Origin of the sequence: Falsiroseomonas oryzae, assembly GCF_027856955.1 — a bacterium.
GTDB classification, from domain to species: Bacteria; Pseudomonadota; Alphaproteobacteria; order Acetobacterales; family Acetobacteraceae; genus Falsiroseomonas; species Falsiroseomonas oryzae.
Genome location: NZ_JAPSMD010000002.1, coordinates 18,644 through 35,208, shown reverse-complemented (window position 1 = coordinate 35,208; position 16,565 = coordinate 18,644). Strand labels below are relative to the sequence as shown.

Genomic DNA, 16,565 nt, shown 5'->3' with positions numbered 1-16,565 from the left:
AATCGCAGTCCGCTGTCCCGTACGTCAGACGCACAGGCAGGTTCGGCGTCGTGGTGCGGCATACTGACTGCACGGCCGCGGTAGCCAGGAGCCGGGGTTTGGTATTCCGTCATGTCGCTCCCCGTCTGCGCCTCGGAGTGAACGCTAGAGAACGAGCGCAGCGAGTGTCAAGCGTCATTGACGTAAATCGGGATTGACAGATCCGGCGCGGGACATGACAGTCGCGGATGGGAGAGGGTGATGGCCTCGAAACCGATGAGTGCGGGAGCGCCACTGGTCGAGATGAGCGAACATGGACATCACGATGTGGCCGCGCTCCCTCCGGGCCCGATGCCGAGCCGCGTATTGGCGCGCGCAAGACCGGAGGCGATGGAGGCCCCGTTCGGGCCGGCCATGTCACGTCAGCGCGCCGCTCAGCAACGCCAGATCTCGCTCCTCGCGAAAACGCTTGAGGCACAGGTGCTGCCGAGGCTCCTCCTTTCGCGTGCCGAAAGGGCAGTCTGGGAGCATCCCGATGCGGCGGCTGCATCGGGTCCGAGTTCTGGCGATGTCGAGGCGCTCGCCTCCATTGTCATGCAGGGCGATCTCGCCGCGGCGCAGACCTTCATGACAAGCATGCATGCCCGGCAGCTACCGCTGGAGAGGATCTACCTGGAACTTCTGGCGCCTGTCGCCAGGCACCTCGGCGATCTCTGGTCCGAGGACCGGTGCGATTTCACGAGCGTGACGGTCGGTCTCTGCTGCCTTCAGCAGCTTGTCCTCGAGAATAGCCATGCCTTCGGCCCCCGGCCCGGCCGGAGAGATGCCGATCGGCGCATTCTCCTTGCCGCCACGCCTGGCGAGCAGCACAGCTTCGGCCTTCTCATGGTCGGGGAGTTCTTTCGGCGGCAGGGCTGGGACGTCCATAGCGCGACAGGTGCACCGGCGCGCGAGCTCGTGGCGCTGGCGCGCAAGCAGTGGTTCAGCGTGGTCGGCTTCTCGCTCGCCGGCGAAAGCCGCCTCGACGCCCTTTCAGGCCTCATCCGCGACATACGTCGTGCCACACGCAATCCGCATCTCGGCGTGCTTGTGGGCGGCCAGGTCTTCACCGAACGTCCTGAGCTGGCTGCACTTGTCGGCGCCGATGCGACCGCGAGCGACGGCCAGCAGGCCGTGCTGAAGGCGGAGACGCTGCTTGCATTGCTTCTGCAGGAGGACTGAGGACCTCCGCCCCGGATGATGCTGACTTCGAGGTTTGAGACTGGCGAGCTGGAGGGCGGTTTTGGGAAGGGGTTCCCCGGCATGAAGGACAGGATGCCGCGTGAAATTGTTCAGATCCCCCAAGACGTCGCTTGGACACCTCGATGCAGAGGCTGCAGCCGGGCTTGTCGTCGCATCGGCGGATCTTGCCCTCGTGCTTGACGAGGCAGGCTCCATCCGGGATGTCGGCTTCGGCAGCAACGAACTTGCCCATGACCTCAGTGTCGCTGACGGTTGGGTCGGGCGTCCTTGGATCGATACTGTCAGCCGCGATAGCCGCAGTAAGGTCGAGGCACTTCTTGGCGTCGCGCAGAGCGACGCCCCGCGCTGGCGCCATGTCAACCATGTGGCCCTAGAGGGTGCATCGCTACCCATCCTGTGTTCCGTCGCACCGCTCGGGCGCGCGGGACGGCGGGTGGTGTTCGGCCGCGACCTTCGCCCGTTGTCGCAACTGCAGCAGCGCCTGGTCGAAGTCCAGCAGTCGATGGAGCGCGACTACTCTCGCCTCCGCCAAGCCGAGACCCGCTACCGACTGCTGTTCCAGATGTCAGTGGACCCGCTGCTGGTCCTCGACGCCGAGTCGCTGCGCGTGCTTGAGGCGAACCCGCCGGCGCAGAAGCTGTTCATGCGCAGCGTACGCCGCTTGCCCGGTCGCCCTTTGCCGGAGGCATTCGCACCGGAAGATCGGCCGACACTGCAGACGCTGCTTGCGACACTTCGGAGCGCGGGCCGTGCCGATGAGTTGAGGGTGCGTCTGGCAGACGACGGGCCGGAGGTCATCGTCTCGGCGTCCACCTTCCGTCAGGAGGGCGGGCTGCTGTTGCTGGTGCGGCTCGAGATCGCAGATGCGACGCAGAACGCCGAGTCCCTTCCCGATTCGCGCGCCAGACTGCTCAAGGTATTGGATGGCGTGCCCGACGCCTTCGTCGTGACAGACGCGGACGGCGGCATCATCTCGGCGAATTCTGCCTTCCTCGACATGGTTCAGCTCACGGCTGAGGACCAGTTGCGGGGAGCGCCTCTGGATCGATGGCTGGGGCGGCAAAGCGTTGAGTTCGAAGTCCTTGTTGCAACGCTGCGCAGCCGCGGCGCCGTGCGGCTCTACGGCAGCACACTGCGTGGCGAGCTTGGCTCGCTGACCGATGTCGAGATCTCCGGCGTATCGGTTCTGCACGCCGGCCAGCAATGCTTCGGCTTCTCGATCCGGGACGTCGGCCCGCGGGTGCGTCCACCCACCCGCACCGGCAATGGGGCAACCCGCTCTGTGGAGCAGCTGACGGAATTGATCGGCCGCGTTCCCCTCAAGGATCTTGTCCGCGAGGCGACCGATGCGATCGAACGTCTCTGCATCGAGGCTGCTCTGGACCTGACCGGCGACAATCGTGCATCCGCGGCGGAGATGCTCGGCCTGAGCCGGCAGAGTCTCTACGTCAAGCTGCGTCGCTACGGTCTGGGCGATCTCGGCGCCGAAGACGGCGGAGAAGACTGAGGCGTCGCATGGCCAACTTCGCACCCCTTGCCACGCCCGAAGGCAGCGCTGCGCGACCCACGCCGGCCGTGGTGCTCGAACTTCTGAAGCCGATCACCTGGTTCCCGCCGATGTGGGCTTTCGGATGCGGCATCGCCGCGTCCGGCGCCTCCCTCGCAGAACGCTGGCCTATCGCCTTCCTCGGCATTCTGCTGGCCGGGCCACTCGTATGCGGGATGAGCCAGGCCGTGAACGACTGGTTCGACCGGCATGTCGATGCGATCAACGAGCCGCGGAGGCCGATCCCCTCCGGGCGGATGCCAGGTTTCTGGGGGCTCTACGTCGCAATCGGCTGGACGGTTGTGTCCCTGGCAGTTGGCGCGCTTCTGGGCCCCTGGGGCTTTGCAGCGACAGTGCTCGCCGTGGTCCTCGCCTGGGCCTACAGCGCTCCGCCGTTGCGGCTTAAGCAGAACGGGTGGTGGGGAAACCTTGCTTGTGGCCTCTCCTACGAAGCCCTGCCGTGGATCACAGGGGCCGCCGTGCTCTCGGGCAGCGCGCCGGATCCGCGCGTCGTCGTCGTCGCCCTTCTGTATGGTCTTGGGGCGCACGGCATCATGACGTTGAACGACTTCAAGTCGATCGAGGGTGACAGGCGCTTCGGTGTGAACTCTCTGCCGGTCATGCTGGGCCCTGAGCGCGCGGCGATTGTGGCCTGCATCGTCATGGCGGCCCCCCAGGTGGTGGTCGGCGCGCTGCTGCTGAGTTGGGGCATGCCCACAGCAGCGCTGATCGTTGCGGTCGTCCTGGGGCTGCAGGGGCTGTCGATGAAGAAGTGGCTGCGCGATCCGCGCGGTCTCGCTCCTTGGTACAACGGCGCCGGGGTCACGCTCTTTGTTGCCGGCATGATGGCCAGTGCAGTTGCCCTTGCTCCGGGAGGCGCACCATGAGCGAGCGCATGCTTGGCTGGCTTGGCATCTTGCGTCTCGGTTTGGTCCAGACAGCGCTGGGAGCCGTCGTCGTCCTGACAACGGCGGCGCTGAACCGGGTGATGGTCGTGGAACATGCCTTGCCGGCGACCGTGCCTGGTGCGCTCGTAGCCCTGCACTATGCGGTGCAGATGCTGCGTCCAAGGCTTGGCCACGGCTCGGATCAGGGCGGACGAAGGACGCCGTGGATTATCGGTGGGATGGCTGTGCTGGGCGTGGGCGGTGTGCTGGCGGCCGCGGCGACGGCGTGGATGGGAACGGCGCCGCTCCCAGGGCTTCTGCTGGCGGTCGTCGCCTTTCTTCTGGTCGGACTTGGGGTCGGCGCGGCAGGGACCTCGCTTCTGGTGCTCCTCGCGGCCCGGGTCGCCCCAGCCCGCAAGCCAGCATCCGCATCTATCGTCTGGATCATGATGATTGCCGGCTTTGTCGTGACAACGGCAATCACCGGACGATTGCTGGATCCATATTCCGGGGAGCGCCTGGTCACTGTCACAGCCGCCGTCGCCCTGATTGCCTTCATCGTCAGCGTGCTCGCCGTTGCCGGTGTCGAAGGCGCTACCGCGTCCAACGACCGCGCACCGCCCGTTCCGTCCCGTTTCAAGGACGCCTTGCGTGAAGTCTGGGATGAGCCGGTGGCAAGGCACTTCACGCTGTTCGTGTTCGTGTCGATGCTCGCCTACAGCGCGCAGGACCTGATTCTCGAGCCGTTTGCGGGTGCTGTTTTCGGCATGAGCCTCGGGGAGTCGACGCAGCTGTCCTCCGTCCAGCATGGCGGGGTTCTGGCAGGCATGATCCTGATCGCCATCGTCGGCAGTGTGACAAGGGGCGGCACACATGTGCTGCGTGGCTGGATTGTCGGCGGCTGCCTCATGGCATTCGGCGTGCTCATCACCTTGGCCTTCGCCCATATGTCTGGGTCTGAATTCCCGCTCGGCAGCGCCTTCTTCGCCCTCGGCGTCGCGAATGGCGCCTTCGCTGCGGCGGCCATCGCCACGATGATGCAGCTTGTCGGCAACGGGCGTCAGGGCCGCGAAGGCGTGCGCATGGGCATGTTCGGTGCGGCGCAGGCGATCGCCTTCGGTGTAGGCGGCTTCCTTGGCACGATCGTCCTCGACGTCGGCCGCCTCATCACGGGAAGCGTCACCGGCGGCTACAGCGTCGTGTTCCTGGTGGATGCGGCGTTGTTCCTAGCATCGGCGCTGCTGGCACTGCGCATCGGACAAGCGTCCGGCGCAGGGCGCCCCGGCTTCGGCCGGGCCGCGCCGGCGGCACCTTAGAGAAGGCGGGCAGACGACATGGCGACCGAAACCTTCGATGTCGTTGTTGTGGGCGGCGGTCCCTCGGGAGCCACGGCAGCGAACGACCTAGCACGCAACGGGCGGTCGGTCCTGCTGCTCGACAAGGCTGGTCGCATCAAGCCGTGCGGCGGGGCAATTCCGCCCAGACTGATCCGTGACTTCGAGATTCCCCAACACCTTCTGGTGGCGCGAATCACGTCGGCACGCATGGTTTCGCCGGCCGACAAGGAAGTCGATATGCCGATCGACCCCGGCGGTTACGTCGGTATGGTCGATCGCGATGTCTTCGATGAGTTCCTGCGTGAGCGTGCTGCTTCGGCCGGCGCTGTCCGCGCAACCGGAAGCTTCGAGCAACTGTCGAGAGACGCTGACGGTGCGGCGGTGGTCGAGTACAGGACCAAAGGCGATTCCAGCGACGCACCGCTGCAAAGAGTGCGGGCGCGCCTCGTCATTGGTGCCGATGGCGCGCGCAGCCAAGTCGGTCGTCAAGCCATCCCTGGCGCTGAGAATGTGAAGTGCGTCTTCGCATACCACGAGATCGTCGAGGCACCGCGAGGTCAGGTCCCGAAGTACGACGACCAGCGCTGCGACGTGTACTATCAGGGAAAGCTCTCGCCGGACTTCTACGCCTGGATCTTTCCGCACGGAGATACGGTCAGCATCGGGACTGGCTCGATGCAGAAGGGTTTCTCACTGCGGGGTTCCGTAGCAGAATTGCGCAAGGCGACCGGGTTCGACCGCGTTCGTACCATCCGGCACGAGGGCGCGCCGATACCGCTGAAGCCGTTGAAGAAGTGGGACAACGGACGCGACGTCCTGCTTGCTGGCGACGCGGCAGGCGTCGTGGCGCCTGCCTCGGGCGAGGGGATCTACTACGCGATGCTCGGCGGGCGGCTGGCAGCAGAGGCCGCGGAGGCATTCTACGCCACCGGGAATCCCGCGTCCCTCGCCCTGGCCCGGAAGCGCTTCATGAAGCAGCACGGCCGTGTCTTCTGGATCCTCGGGATCATGCAGTACTTCTGGTACTCGTCCGACAAGCGGCGCGAGAAATTCGTGAAGATCTGCGAGGACAAGGATGTGCAGCGCCTGACCTGGCAGAGTTACATGAACAAGGAACTCGTGCGCCGCGATCCGCTGGCGCATGTGCGGATCTTCTTCAAGGATTTGGCGCACCTGTTCGGCTTTGCACGGGCATGACGTCCCCCTGCGCCAACCGTCGCGGAGCTTACGCCCAATGAAGCTTTCTTCCCTTGACTCGCCGCTACATGACCTGCGGGCCACGGGCTACGCTGGCAGCCCGCACCGGCGCGGCACGTCGCGTGCTCTGCCGCTGAAGGTCGGCACCCGCGGGTCCCCCCTGGCACTCTGGCAAACACGGCACTTCCTGTCGCTGATCACGCGAGTCTGTCCGCTGCTCCGGGAGGTCAACGCGTTCGAGGAGCATGTGATCTCCACGGCGGGGGATCGGATCCAGGACAAGCGGCTCGCCGACATTGGTGGGAAGGGGCTGTTCGCCAAGGAGATCCATGAGGCATTGGCGGATGGGCGCGTGGACTTCGCCGTGCACAGTCTCAAGGACCTCGAGACCGAGCTCCCGCCTGGTATCGTCCTCGCCTGCACGCTCCGTCGTGAAGACGCGCGCGACGCAATCATCCTGGGCCCGGATTGCGGTGCGCCGGAGAACACCGATCCGTACGCTTGCCTCCCGCGAGGCGCCCTTGTCGGCACGGCTTCGGTGCGGCGGCAGAGCCAGCTTCTGCACGCGCGCCCGGACCTGCAGGTCGAGATCATCCGCGGCAATGTGGGCTCGCGTCTGGCGAAGGTCCGTGCGGTGGACGGGCCACAAGCATCTTTGCTCGCCTTGGCTGGCCTGCGGCGCTTGGAACTGGAGCATGAGGTCGGCCTGGTGCTGGACCCAGATACGATGGTTCCGGCTGCATGCCAGGGGATCGTGGGCGTTACGGTACGCGCAGATGACGTCGAGCTGCGCGAACTCCTCTCAGCAATCGACGACCGGGAATCTGCAGTCACTAGCCGGGCTGAGCGTATGCTGCTGGCCGAACTGGACGGGTCCTGCCGTACGCCGATCGGTGGCCATGCACGACTTCAGCGAGATGGCAGCCTGGAACTGACCGGTCTCGTCGCACGCGCGGACGGCTCCTTCCTGCTCAAGCGCCGCCTGTGCGGAAGCGCGGCTGATGCCGCGCGGCTGGGGCAGGAGCTTGGTGCCAGTCTGCGGTCGGATTCTCCCGCGGACGTATTCGGCTGAAACGTAGGCGATGCTTGGTCCACCAGCGGCGCAGCCCTACAACGTTCACGTGAGGTGGCCTAGTGTCGCCGTGGCGTGGACGCGGTAGGGCGTGGGCGCCTGACGACCCCGCCTTGCCCGACCATGCCGTGTCCGCCGCCGGACCGCCTTGGCCGCAGGCGATCGCCCGGTCAGGCCTGCCTGCGATCAAGGCCGCACAGGGCTACCATTGATCCGTAGCGAGGACGCGGAGCACGTCTCCGCTGCAAACCTCCCTGTCCGCGGTGGGTGTGCTCCGACGGTTCGGACCAGCGGTCAGTCCGCAAACTGCCCCGCGGCCTGCAGAATGGGCCGCCAGCGGTTGATCTCGGCCTCCAGGAAGGCGCGATGAGCTTCGGGCGTCACGCGGTCCAGCGGCTCGGGCGGGCTGGCCAGATCGTTCAGACGGGCGACGACGGCTGGATCCTGAATGGCCACCCGCAGGGCAGCGTTGAGTCGGTCAATCACCGGCCGCGGGGTGCCGCGCGGCGCGTAGAACCCGTGCCAGATGCTGACCTCGAAGTTCGGAAGGCCCGCTTCGGCGGCAGTGGGGATCTCGGACGCCTGTGGCAGGCGGGAGGCCGTGGCCATCGCGACGCCGCGGATACGATTGTCCCGAACGAACGGCAGGGAGGACGTCGTCTGATCGCAGTAGACGTCGATGCGGCCGGCCATCAACTCGGGAAAGATCGGGCCGGATCCGGTGTAGGACACCGTCGTGAAGTTGATCCCGAGAGCGGCCTGCAGCAGCGTCCCGCACAGCTGGCTTGCCGAACCGAGGCCGGCATTGGCCAGGTTCACGCCATCGCGGCGCTGCCGCGCATAGGCGATGAAATCCGCCAGCGTCGTACCCGGGAAGTTGGGCCGCAGGGAAATCACCATCGGCGTCGGCGTCACCAACCCGATTGTCTCAAGGTCGGTCAGTGGATTGTAGGGCAGCCGCCTGTACAGGGTCGGCTGCGTCGCGATGCCGATATTGGTGTAGAGGATGGTATGCCCGTCGTTGCGGGCCTGGACCACGCGGTTCACACCGATGGTGCCGCCGCCGCCGCCGACATTCTGGACCAGGACAGGCTGGCCGAGTTCGCGGCTCATCACCTCGCCCAGCATGCGTCCAACAACATCGGTCGGCCCGCCCGGCGCGAAGGGGATGATCATGGTGATCGGCTGGGTCGGAAAGCCCTGCGCAGCCGCGGCTCCGGCCGCGAGGTAAGGCACCGAAAGCGCAGCCGCAAGCAGCGCGCGACGAACAAACCGCATGGATCGCTCTCCTCCGTTGTCTTGCTGGGGTCCTAGCGCCCGCCGCCGATATCGACCAGTGCCCCTGTCATGTAGGACGCGGCAGGCGAGAGCAGGAATACCGCAACCGCCGCAACCTCTTCCGGCTCGCCCGGACGGCCGAGCGCGATGGGCGCAGTGATCTGGCGCAGCCGATCGGCGCCCGCGCGCGCTTCGTGACTCTCCGTGCGGATCACGCCGGGCCGGATGCAGCACACCCGGATGCCGAGCTTGCCAACTTCGTTGGCAAGCCCAACCGAGAAGCCGTCCACCGCACCCTTGGCCGCGGCATACATTACGCGTCCGGGCTGCCCACCCAGCACGCTGGCGCGGCTGCCGATGTTCACGATCACTCCGCCTTCGCCACCACGGTCGGTCGCCATGCGGCGTACGGCCTCGCGCGAGCAGAACACGGTCGTGCGCAGATTGCCGTCCATCATGCGGTCATAGTCGGCCTGCGTGATGTCGGAGATCCTCGCTTCCGCGCTGCCGCCCGCATTGTTCACGAGACCCCGTACAGGCCCCATGGCATCGGCAGCCTGGAAGAGGGCGACGATTCCCTGCTCCGTCGTGACGTCGGCCTGGATCGCCTTCGCCCTGCCGCCGACCGCTTCAATGGCGGCGACGGTCCGAGCCGCGCTGTCGGCGTCGCGCGCAAAGTTCACCGCGACGTACCAGCCATCTGCGGCGGCCGCCTTGGCGATGGCCGCACCGATGCCGCGGCCTGCCCCGGTGACGACCAGGACGCCACGGGTCATCGGCTCCACCCGCCTACCTGCGCCAGTTCGGCGCGCGCTTCCGCCGCCGTCATGGGCTCAGCGCCGAACTCGCGCAGGATGCGCACCGCGCGCTCGACCAGCACGGTGTTGCTCGTCGCGAGTTCGCCCTTGTTGAGGTAGATGTTGTCCTCCAGCCCCACCCGCACATGGCCGCCGAGCAGCCAGGCCTGCACGAGCATCGGGAATTCCATGCGCCCGATGGCGAAGGCGGCCCAGGGGCTGCCGGCGGGCAGGATGGACTTCGCGTAGTTCAGGGTCTCCGGGTTCCAATCGAAGCCCCAGCGGATCCCCATGCAGACCTGGAACAGGCAGGGGCCCTTCAGCACACCCTCTGCCATCAGGTGCTTCGCCAATCCGATGTCGCCGGAGTCGAAGACCTCGAGCTCGGGGATTGCACCTGCGGCGTAGATGAGCTCCGCCATGCGCGTCACCGACCAGGGTGCGTTGATGACGACAGCCGAACCCGACCACATCGTGTTCAGGTCCAGCGTCGCGATCTCCGGCTTCAGCGCGACGATGTGCTCGACGCGCTTGTCCGGCGGAAGCAGCGTGCTGCCGGGCGCAGCGTTTCGCGGGTTCTCGCGATCCGGCACGAAGCGGCCGCCAGGCCCGGTGGTGAAGTTGATCACCACGTCGGTACCGCTGCTGCGGACGCGGTCCATCACGTCCTTGTAGAGGTCGAGCGACATGCTCGGCCTGCCCGTCTCGGGATCGCGCACATGGATGTGGGCGACGGCCGCGCCCGCCTTTGCGGCGTCGATCGCCGCATTGGCGATCTGCTCCGGCGTGATCGGCAGATACGGCGTCTGCTCGGGCGTCGTGATGTTCCCGGTCACCGCGCAGGTGAGGATGTATTTCCGGCGCATGCGCTTAATCCTTCGGCGGCCCGAAGGCCGGCTTGCCACGCGTGATGTCGAGGAAGCGCGTGATGATCACGCGCTCGAACAGGCCGTTCTGGCTGAACGGGTCGGCGGCCGAGAAGGCCTCCGCCGCCGCGCGGTCGGGCACGTCCACGATGAAGACGGATCCGATCCGCTTGCCACCATCGTCCTCCACCATCGGTCCGGCCAGCTTGATGTCCACCGGGCTGTTCTGCAGGTAGGCGCGATGCGCGTCGTAGTGCTTGTCGCGGATGGCCTGGCCGTCCGGGCGTTGCGTGCAGTGGATGAGGAACAGCATCAGGCGTTGTCCAGCTTGGGGATACGGAACTCGTAGGTCAGCCTGGCGGGCTTGCCGTCCTTCTTCGGCGCATCCCAGTCGGTAACGAGGCTCGCCTTCACGCCGAACACCGCGTCCTCGTGCAGATACGGGTCGCCGTCGCGGAAGATGTGCGTGATCAGGTCGCGGTAGCCCGGCTTCTTGATCCAGAAGTGGACATGGGTCGGGCGCATCGGGCCACGGCCCATGGCGGCCAGCACGCGGCCGACAGGACCGTCATGCGGAACCGGATAGCTGGCGGGCATCACGGTCGGGAACGCGACGATGCCGTCCTTCCCGGTCACGAAGCGCCCGCGCATGTTGTGCGCGTCGCCCAGCTGGCTGTCGTAGTAGCCCTCAGGCGAGGTGTGCCAGGCATCAACTTGCGCGCCTTCCAGTGGATTGCCCGCCTCGTCACAGATCCTGACTTCGACCTCGAGCGGCTCGCCCTCGACACCTGGCGACATGTTCTGCCCGTTGACCATCGGCGGCGGATTCTCGCGATGGAAGGGCCCAAGCACCGTCGTCTCGCTGACGCTGGCATGCGTGCGATGGGCGATGGCATCGACGAGCATCGACACACCGAGGATGTCCGACAGCAGGATCACTTCCTGCCGCTTGTCGTCGCACCAACGGCCGAGCTCGGAGAGAAAGGCCACACCCTGCTCCCATTCCTCCGGAGTCAGCTCGACCTCCCGGACGAAGTCGTGGACGTGACGGATCAGCGCCGTCATCACCTTCTGGATGCGCGGGTCCGCATCCGGGCGGATGCGCTCCAGCACCGCCTCGGTAAGGTTTTCGCTCGTGTAGGTGACGTGGCCGTCAGCCATGGCGATGTCCTCCTCAGCCTTCGTGCATCGTCAGGACGATGCGTCCACGGGTGCCGCGCGCGACCGCGGCATAGCCCTCTGCCCCGCGCTCCAGCGGGTAGCTGGCCGCAATGGCCGGGGCAGGATAGGCGCCGGACTCAAAGCCATCGCGCAACGTGTCCATCATCGGCGCGCAATCGGTGGCCTTCCGCTTCAGGCTGTCCACGCCCAGCAGCCGGCATTCACGCCGATAGAAGGGGATCAGTTCCAGGCGTACATGCTCCCCCGGCGTGCCGGCGATCGCGATGAGGCGGCCGCGGAAGCCCAGGCTGGCAACGGCGGCCTCGGTCAGGTCGGGACGACCGACGCAGTCGTAAACCACATCGACACCGCGCCCGCCGGTGAGATCGGCGACCGCAGCAGCCAGGTCCCCTGCGTCGAGATCGACGAACTCGCGCGTGGCGCGACATGCCGGAGACGCCGCATCAGGCGCGCCGCGGCTCGCCGCGATGACGCGCGCGCCGCGGGCGGCCGCGATGCCGCAGGCTGCGCCACCGACGCCCCCTGTGGCGCCGATCACCAGCAGGGTCTCGCCATTGGCCAGGCCCGCGTAGTCGAGGCCGATCAGCGCCGTCACGTAGTTGACGCCGACGGCTGCGGCGGCGGCGAAGGACAGGTTTGCCGGCTTGCGGGACAAGGCAGCGACGGGCAGCCGCAGGAACGCGGCATGGCTGCCGTCGCGCGTAAATCCGACGTCCCCGCCAGTGCCCCAGACCTCGACACCGAGCCATTCGGGCGGACCTGCCACGACGACCCCGGCAAAGTCGCGGCCCGGGGTTCGCGGCGGTACGGTCTGCTTCATCCGGCCGGCGACATTCTTCACGTCGGACGGATTGATCGAGGCGGCGCGCACCGCGACCAGCGCCTCGCCGGGCTCCGGCGCCAGCACCTGCAGACGGCTCACCGACAACACGTCGGGGCCGCCGAACGCCGAGAAGCGCAGCGCCAGCGCCTCGGTCGGCCAGGCGGAGACAGCGTTGGACATGGCGGCATCTGTCATGGCTGGACGTTGCTCCGGCGTCTTGGACGCCACCTAGGCGCCTCCAGGCCACCCGGTCAAGCGAATTCTGCAAACGATTGCAGAAGCGCGCCAGCGCACGGTCGAGGCGCCGTCGCGAGCTGCCGACGTGCCCGCGCGCATCGTCCCGTTGCGTCCCAACCCGCATGCTCGAGGCGGCATGCACAGGAACGGCGATCTGCGGTTAAGGTGACAGGCCCGATGCCACGCCGCCCGCCCGCCCTGTCCGTTGAGCCGCCCCGCGCCACGATCGCCGACGTCGCGCGGGCGGCAGGCGTCCATCCCTCGACGGTGTCCCGCGCACTGAATCCGGATACGCGTGCCATGGTCACGGACGCGGTCGCGGTACGCGTCGCGGAGGCCGCGGAACAGCTGGGTTGGCGCCCTTCCATGCTGGCGGCCGGTTTGCGCACGCGCCGGTCCCGTACCATCGGCATCCTGGTGCCAGACCTCGTGAACCCTGTGTTCCCACCCATCGTTCATGCCGCGGAGGTCCGACTGGCCGAAGCGGGCTACGCGACGCTGGTCGCCAACACCGACAACGACCCGGACCGCGAAGCGATGATGATCGAACGCATGGCGGGCCATCTGGTGGACGGGCTGATGCTCGCCTCGGCCGCCAAGGGCAGCCAGGCCGTTGACCTCTGCAGGCGCCGGCGAATTCCAACGGTGCTTATCAATCGCCGCCTGCCTGGCGCCGAATTCTCTGCCGTGACGAACGACGACCGGCACGGCATGGCCCTGGCAGTAGAGCACCTGGTTGCGCTTGGCCACCGCCGCATCGCGCATCTGGCGGGGCCGTCGGGCATCTCGACCGCGGTTGACCGCCGCAGCGGCTTCCGCAGCGCAGTCCGCGCGGCCGGGCTCGATCCGGACCTCATGCCGATCATGGCCGCGGACGCCTACACAATCGAGGCTGGCAGATGCGCGATGGAACGCCTGCTCGAGCTCGGCGGCTTCACCGCCGTGGCCGTGGCAAACGACCTGCTTGCTCTTGGCGCCTATGATGCTCTTGGGGCGGCTGGCCTACGCGTCGGCCCTGATGTCTCCGTCACAGGCTTCAATGACATGCCCTTCGTGGACCGGATCAGCCCCCCCCTGACGACCATTCGCATCCAGCATGCCGAGATGGGCGGACGGGCCGCCGGCTTGCTGCTCGCGGCGATCACGGAGCCGGCGACATCCCGGACGGACATCCTGCTGCAGCCGAAGCTGGTTGTCCGGCACAGCACAGCGGCGCCGGAAGCGTAGACAGCGCCAAGCCGGAAGTTGTGTCGTCCGCGCAAAAACACAATCTAAGGTTGTGTTTCGCTCTTGGCGTTATCGCTGCATCGCATCGATCGTCGGAGAGGCAGTCCCCTCGAGGGCAACACTTTCGTCGTCCTTTAGCGCCACGCCCGTCGCACCGAGCCGTCGTGCCGCCGCCAGCAGCCAAAGCAGTTTCCGGGCAGCATCGGCGGGTCGGAGGCCGGCCGGGCGGATGTTGCTGATGCAGTTGCGCTCGGCATCCGTTCTGCCGCGGTGCGGCGCCCAGGTCAGGTAGATCCCCACGCTGTCGATAGCGGAGAGGCCCGGCCGCTCGCCGATCATCACAGCCACGGCGACCGCCCCGAGCACCTCGCCCACGTCGTCGCCGAGCGCGACCCGCGCTTGGCTTGCCAACACGACGGGCGCCAGATCCCAGCCAGAGGCCCCAAGCGCCGGAAGGAGGTGCGCGACCAGTTCGGCGGCCTGGGTCTGCACGCCGCTGGCGCAGAGGCCATCCGCTACCACCAGAGCAAGGCAGCCCGGGCGTGAATCGGCCGCGAGCACCTCACGGTCGGCCGCCGCGAGGCGCCGGCCGAGGTCGGGGCGCAGCAGATAGGTCCGGCGATCCGCCGCCTCGCTCGCCACCTGCCGTGTGGCGACCCCGAAGGCCTCCAGGGATGAAGCCAGGGCGGTGCTGTCGAGCGCCGACCAGACAGCGTCTCGCGCCCGCGCATGCGCTTCCTGGAAATCCAGATGCGCCGACGTGGGCTGGGCATGCCCGACCCGCCCGAGGCCGACTCGGGCAGTGGTGAAGCGCCGGAGATCGCGCCAGAGCAGCGGTGGCCCGACCTCGGCGCGGCCTGAACCAGGTTCGTCGGCCCCGCCGCTCATGCAAGCACCGGCGCCATGACCGCCGGCAACTGCTCTGGCGTGCGCCGCGCGATGCCCATGGCGTCCAACCAGGCGGCGAACTCCGGCGCGGGCCGCTTGCCGAGGACGGCACGGGCATAGAGGCCGTCGTGGAAGGAGGTGGACTGGTAGGCCAGCATCACGTCGTCGGCGCCCGGCACGCCCATCACATAGGTTACGCCGGCGACGCCGAGCAGCGTTAGCAGCGCGTCCATGTCGTCCTGGTCCGCTTCGGCGTGGTTCGTGTAGCAGACGTCCACGCCCATCGGCAGGCCGAGCAGCTTGCCGCAGAAGTGGTCCTCCAGCCCCGCCCGCAGGATCTGCTTGCCGTCGAACAGGTATTCGGGACCGATGAAGCCCACGACGCTGTTGACCAGAAGCGGCGCGAAGGCCCGGGCCACGGCATAGGCGCGGGCCTCCAGCGTCTGCTGGTCGCAGCCGTGATGAGCCTCCGCCGAGAGCGCGCTGCCCTGCCCGGTCTCGAAATACATGACGTTGTCGCCCAGCGTTCCGCGGCGTAGGCCAAGCGCCGCCTCGCGCGCTTCCCGCAGCAGGTCGAGGGAGACACCGAAGCTGCGGTTCACGCCCTCCGTGCCGCCGATGGACTGGAAGACGATGTCCACCGGCGCGCCGCGCTCGATGGCGAGCAGGGTTGTCGTGACATGGGCCAGCACGCAGGACTGCGTCGGGATGGCGAAGCGCTCACGCAGCGCATCGAGCATGGTCAGCAGCCGGCAGATGTTGTCGGGGCTGTCGGTCGCAGGGTTCACGCCGATCACAGCGTCTCCAGCGCCCAGCAGCAGGCCGTCCAGGATCTGCGCGGCAACGCCCTTCGGGTCGTCAACCGGGTCGTTCGGCTGCAGCCGTATCGAGAGCGTGCCCGGCAGGCCGAGCGTGTTCCGGAACCGCGTGACCACGCGGCACTTGGCGGCAATCGCGACGAGATCCTGCACCCGGCAGATCTTGCTGACGGCGGCAACCATCTCCGGCGTCAGCCCCGGAGCGAGTGCGGACAGTACCGCGCCGTCCGCATCGGCCAGCAGCCAGTCCCGGAACCCGCCGACCGTCAGGTGGCGCACCGGCGCAAAGGCCCGGGGATCGTGCGAATCGACGATCAGTCGGGTCACCTCGTCGGCCTCGTAGGGGATCACCGACTCGTCCAGGAAGTGGCCCAGCGGCAGGTCGGCCAGGGCACGCTGCGCCGCGACGCGCTCGGCGGACGAGGCTGCGGCCACCCCGGCGAGAAGATCGCCCGAGCGCGCCGGCGTGGCACGTGCCAGCAGCGTGCGGAGGTCGTCGAACACGTAGCGGGTGCCACCGACGGTATGCGCAAACCCCATGCCGGACCTCCTGTCATGGCGAAGATGGCTGCGCCGCGGCCGTCTTGCCAGTGCCGACGCGTCCCCCGAGGATGCCGCCGCTTTCGGGAGGACCGGCATGGACCGTGATGCGCTGGAAATGCGCCCCGATGCGGCGGCGGACTGGCCGGACCGCATCTACGATACGCTTAAGGCGCAAGCCGTCACGCAGGTGGCCCTGGTGCCGGATGCCGGGCATGCCCGCCTGATCCGCCGATGCCTTGCGGACCCCGCCATGCGGGTCGTCACGCTGACGACCGAGGAAGAAGGGGTCGCCATGCTGGTCGGTGGCTGGCTCGGCGGCGCGAAAGGCGTGCTGCTGATGCAGTCCTCCGGCGTAGGGAACTGCATCAACATGCTGTCCCTGCCGGTGCTGCATCGCGCACCGCTGCCGATGATCGTGACCATGCGGGGCGACTACGGGGAGTTCAACCCGGCACAGGTGCCGATGGGCAGCGCGACCCAGGCGGTGCTCGAAGCCATGGGCACGCTGGTGCGGCGCGCGGACACGCCCGGCGATGTCGTGCCCGTGGTGGACGCCACGCTGCGCCTCGCCTTCAACACCTACCGGCCGACCGCGGCGCTGCTGGGCCAGCGGCTGATCGGCGCCAAGACCTTCGGCAAGGATTGA

At 67.6% G+C, this 16,565-nt stretch carries 16 protein-coding genes; 8 read left to right on the top strand and 8 right to left on the bottom strand.

Going from position 1 to position 16,565, the window contains the following annotated elements; translation table 11 throughout:
• Positions 1-240 precede the first annotated feature (240 nt).
• From OZN99_RS00635 to hemC, 6 genes are all read left to right on the top strand, one after another.
• Positions 241-1,200, top strand: a complete 960-nt coding sequence (locus OZN99_RS00635) for a cobalamin B12-binding domain-containing protein (protein ID WP_270933224.1) — start codon at positions 241-243, stop codon at positions 1,198-1,200.
• A gap of 100 nt (positions 1,201-1,300) precedes the next feature.
• Entirely contained in the window at positions 1,301-2,728 is a 1,428-nt protein-coding gene (ppsR, locus tag OZN99_RS00630; RefSeq protein WP_270933223.1) for a transcriptional regulator PpsR, read from the top strand.
• 8 nt (positions 2,729-2,736) lie between these two features.
• Positions 2,737-3,654: a chlorophyll synthase ChlG gene (chlG, locus tag OZN99_RS00625; protein ID WP_270933222.1), complete on the top strand. Its 918-nt coding sequence runs from the start codon at positions 2,737-2,739 to the stop codon at positions 3,652-3,654.
• Positions 3,651-4,970 carry a BCD family MFS transporter gene (locus OZN99_RS00620; protein ID WP_270933221.1) on the top strand — a complete coding sequence of 440 codons (1,320 nt, stop codon included), beginning with the start codon at positions 3,651-3,653 and terminating at the stop codon, positions 4,968-4,970. The genes chlG and OZN99_RS00620 overlap by 4 nt, the downstream gene beginning before the upstream one ends.
• Before the next feature lie 18 nt (positions 4,971-4,988).
• On the top strand, positions 4,989-6,188 hold the full coding sequence (locus OZN99_RS00615; RefSeq protein ID WP_270933220.1) for a geranylgeranyl diphosphate reductase: 1,200 nt from the start codon (positions 4,989-4,991) through the stop codon (positions 6,186-6,188).
• Positions 6,189-6,225: 37 nt separating this feature from the next.
• A complete protein-coding gene (gene hemC / locus OZN99_RS00610; protein WP_270933219.1) occupies positions 6,226-7,260 on the top strand; it encodes a hydroxymethylbilane synthase in 1,035 nt (344 codons plus the stop codon).
• Between the two features lie 294 nt (positions 7,261-7,554).
• Here the strand turns inward: hemC and OZN99_RS00605 are convergent, their stop codons facing one another.
• The 6 genes from OZN99_RS00605 to OZN99_RS00580 are packed head-to-tail and all read right to left on the bottom strand — an operon-like array spanning position 7,555 to position 12,434.
• Entirely contained in the window at positions 7,555-8,538 is a 984-nt protein-coding gene (locus OZN99_RS00605) for a tripartite tricarboxylate transporter substrate-binding protein (RefSeq protein ID WP_270933218.1), read from the bottom strand.
• A gap of 32 nt (positions 8,539-8,570) precedes the next feature.
• The gene (locus OZN99_RS00600) at positions 8,571-9,314 is read right to left on the bottom strand and encodes an SDR family NAD(P)-dependent oxidoreductase (protein WP_270933217.1); all 744 of its coding nucleotides are present in this window, start codon (positions 9,312-9,314) and stop codon (positions 8,571-8,573) included.
• Entirely contained in the window at positions 9,311-10,201 is an 891-nt protein-coding gene (locus OZN99_RS00595) for a BKACE family enzyme (RefSeq protein WP_270933216.1), read from the bottom strand. Before OZN99_RS00595 ends, OZN99_RS00600 begins: the two co-directional genes overlap by 4 nt.
• A gap of 4 nt (positions 10,202-10,205) precedes the next feature.
• Positions 10,206-10,514, bottom strand: a complete 309-nt coding sequence (locus tag OZN99_RS00590; protein ID WP_270933215.1) for a YciI family protein — start codon at positions 10,512-10,514, stop codon at positions 10,206-10,208.
• Positions 10,514-11,362, bottom strand: a complete 849-nt coding sequence (locus OZN99_RS00585; protein WP_270933214.1) for a dioxygenase family protein — start codon at positions 11,360-11,362, stop codon at positions 10,514-10,516. The genes OZN99_RS00590 and OZN99_RS00585 overlap by 1 nt, the downstream gene beginning before the upstream one ends.
• 13 nt (positions 11,363-11,375) lie before the next feature.
• Positions 11,376-12,434: a quinone oxidoreductase family protein gene (locus OZN99_RS00580; RefSeq protein ID WP_270933213.1), complete on the bottom strand. Its 1,059-nt coding sequence runs from the start codon at positions 12,432-12,434 to the stop codon at positions 11,376-11,378.
• 186 nt (positions 12,435-12,620) lie between these two features.
• Here OZN99_RS00580 and OZN99_RS00575 point away from each other — a divergent pair, with 186 nt between their 5' ends.
• Positions 12,621-13,670 carry a LacI family DNA-binding transcriptional regulator gene (locus OZN99_RS00575; RefSeq protein ID WP_270933212.1) on the top strand — a complete coding sequence of 350 codons (1,050 nt, stop codon included), beginning with the start codon at positions 12,621-12,623 and terminating at the stop codon, positions 13,668-13,670.
• A gap of 69 nt (positions 13,671-13,739) precedes the next feature.
• On the opposite strand, the gene eutC is transcribed toward OZN99_RS00575, so the two are convergent.
• Positions 13,740-14,558, bottom strand: a complete 819-nt coding sequence (gene eutC / locus OZN99_RS00570) for an ethanolamine ammonia-lyase subunit EutC (RefSeq protein ID WP_270933211.1) — start codon at positions 14,556-14,558, stop codon at positions 13,740-13,742.
• On the bottom strand, positions 14,555-15,916 hold the full coding sequence (locus OZN99_RS00565; protein ID WP_270933210.1) for an ethanolamine ammonia-lyase subunit EutB: 1,362 nt from the start codon (positions 15,914-15,916) through the stop codon (positions 14,555-14,557). Before OZN99_RS00565 ends, eutC begins: the two co-directional genes overlap by 4 nt.
• A gap of 97 nt (positions 15,917-16,013) precedes the next feature.
• Here OZN99_RS00565 and OZN99_RS00560 point away from each other — a divergent pair, with 97 nt between their 5' ends.
• A complete protein-coding gene (locus OZN99_RS00560) occupies positions 16,014-16,565 on the top strand; it encodes a thiamine pyrophosphate-binding protein (protein ID WP_270933209.1) in 552 nt (183 codons plus the stop codon).

What these genes read in the sequence shown, in the direction of transcription:
- OZN99_RS00635 (WP_270933224.1), top strand. Translation starts at nt 241, where the DNA reads ATGGCCTCGAAACCGATGAGTGCGGGAGCGCCACTGGTCGAGATGAGC.
- OZN99_RS00575 (WP_270933212.1), top strand. Translation starts at nt 12,621, where the DNA reads ATGCCACGCCGCCCGCCCGCCCTGTCCGTTGAGCCGCCCCGCGCCACG.
- OZN99_RS00620 (WP_270933221.1), top strand. Translation starts at nt 3,651, where the DNA reads ATGAGCGAGCGCATGCTTGGCTGGCTTGGCATCTTGCGTCTCGGTTTG.
- OZN99_RS00590 (WP_270933215.1), bottom strand. Translation starts at nt 10,514, where the DNA reads ATGCTGTTCCTCATCCACTGCACGCAACGCCCGGACGGCCAGGCCATC.
- OZN99_RS00585 (WP_270933214.1), bottom strand. Translation starts at nt 11,362, where the DNA reads ATGGCTGACGGCCACGTCACCTACACGAGCGAAAACCTTACCGAGGCG.
- OZN99_RS00560 (WP_270933209.1), top strand. Translation starts at nt 16,014, where the DNA reads ATGGACCGTGATGCGCTGGAAATGCGCCCCGATGCGGCGGCGGACTGG.
- hemC (WP_270933219.1), top strand. Translation starts at nt 6,226, where the DNA reads ATGAAGCTTTCTTCCCTTGACTCGCCGCTACATGACCTGCGGGCCACG.
- eutC (WP_270933211.1), bottom strand. Translation starts at nt 14,558, where the DNA reads ATGAGCGGCGGGGCCGACGAACCTGGTTCAGGCCGCGCCGAGGTCGGG.
- OZN99_RS00600 (WP_270933217.1), bottom strand. Translation starts at nt 9,314, where the DNA reads ATGACCCGTGGCGTCCTGGTCGTCACCGGGGCAGGCCGCGGCATCGGT.
- OZN99_RS00565 (WP_270933210.1), bottom strand. Translation starts at nt 15,916, where the DNA reads ATGGGGTTTGCGCATACCGTCGGTGGCACCCGCTACGTGTTCGACGAC.
- OZN99_RS00605 (WP_270933218.1), bottom strand. Translation starts at nt 8,538, where the DNA reads ATGCGGTTTGTTCGTCGCGCGCTGCTTGCGGCTGCGCTTTCGGTGCCT.
- OZN99_RS00615 (WP_270933220.1), top strand. Translation starts at nt 4,989, where the DNA reads ATGGCGACCGAAACCTTCGATGTCGTTGTTGTGGGCGGCGGTCCCTCG.
- chlG (WP_270933222.1), top strand. Translation starts at nt 2,737, where the DNA reads ATGGCCAACTTCGCACCCCTTGCCACGCCCGAAGGCAGCGCTGCGCGA.
- OZN99_RS00595 (WP_270933216.1), bottom strand. Translation starts at nt 10,201, where the DNA reads ATGCGCCGGAAATACATCCTCACCTGCGCGGTGACCGGGAACATCACG.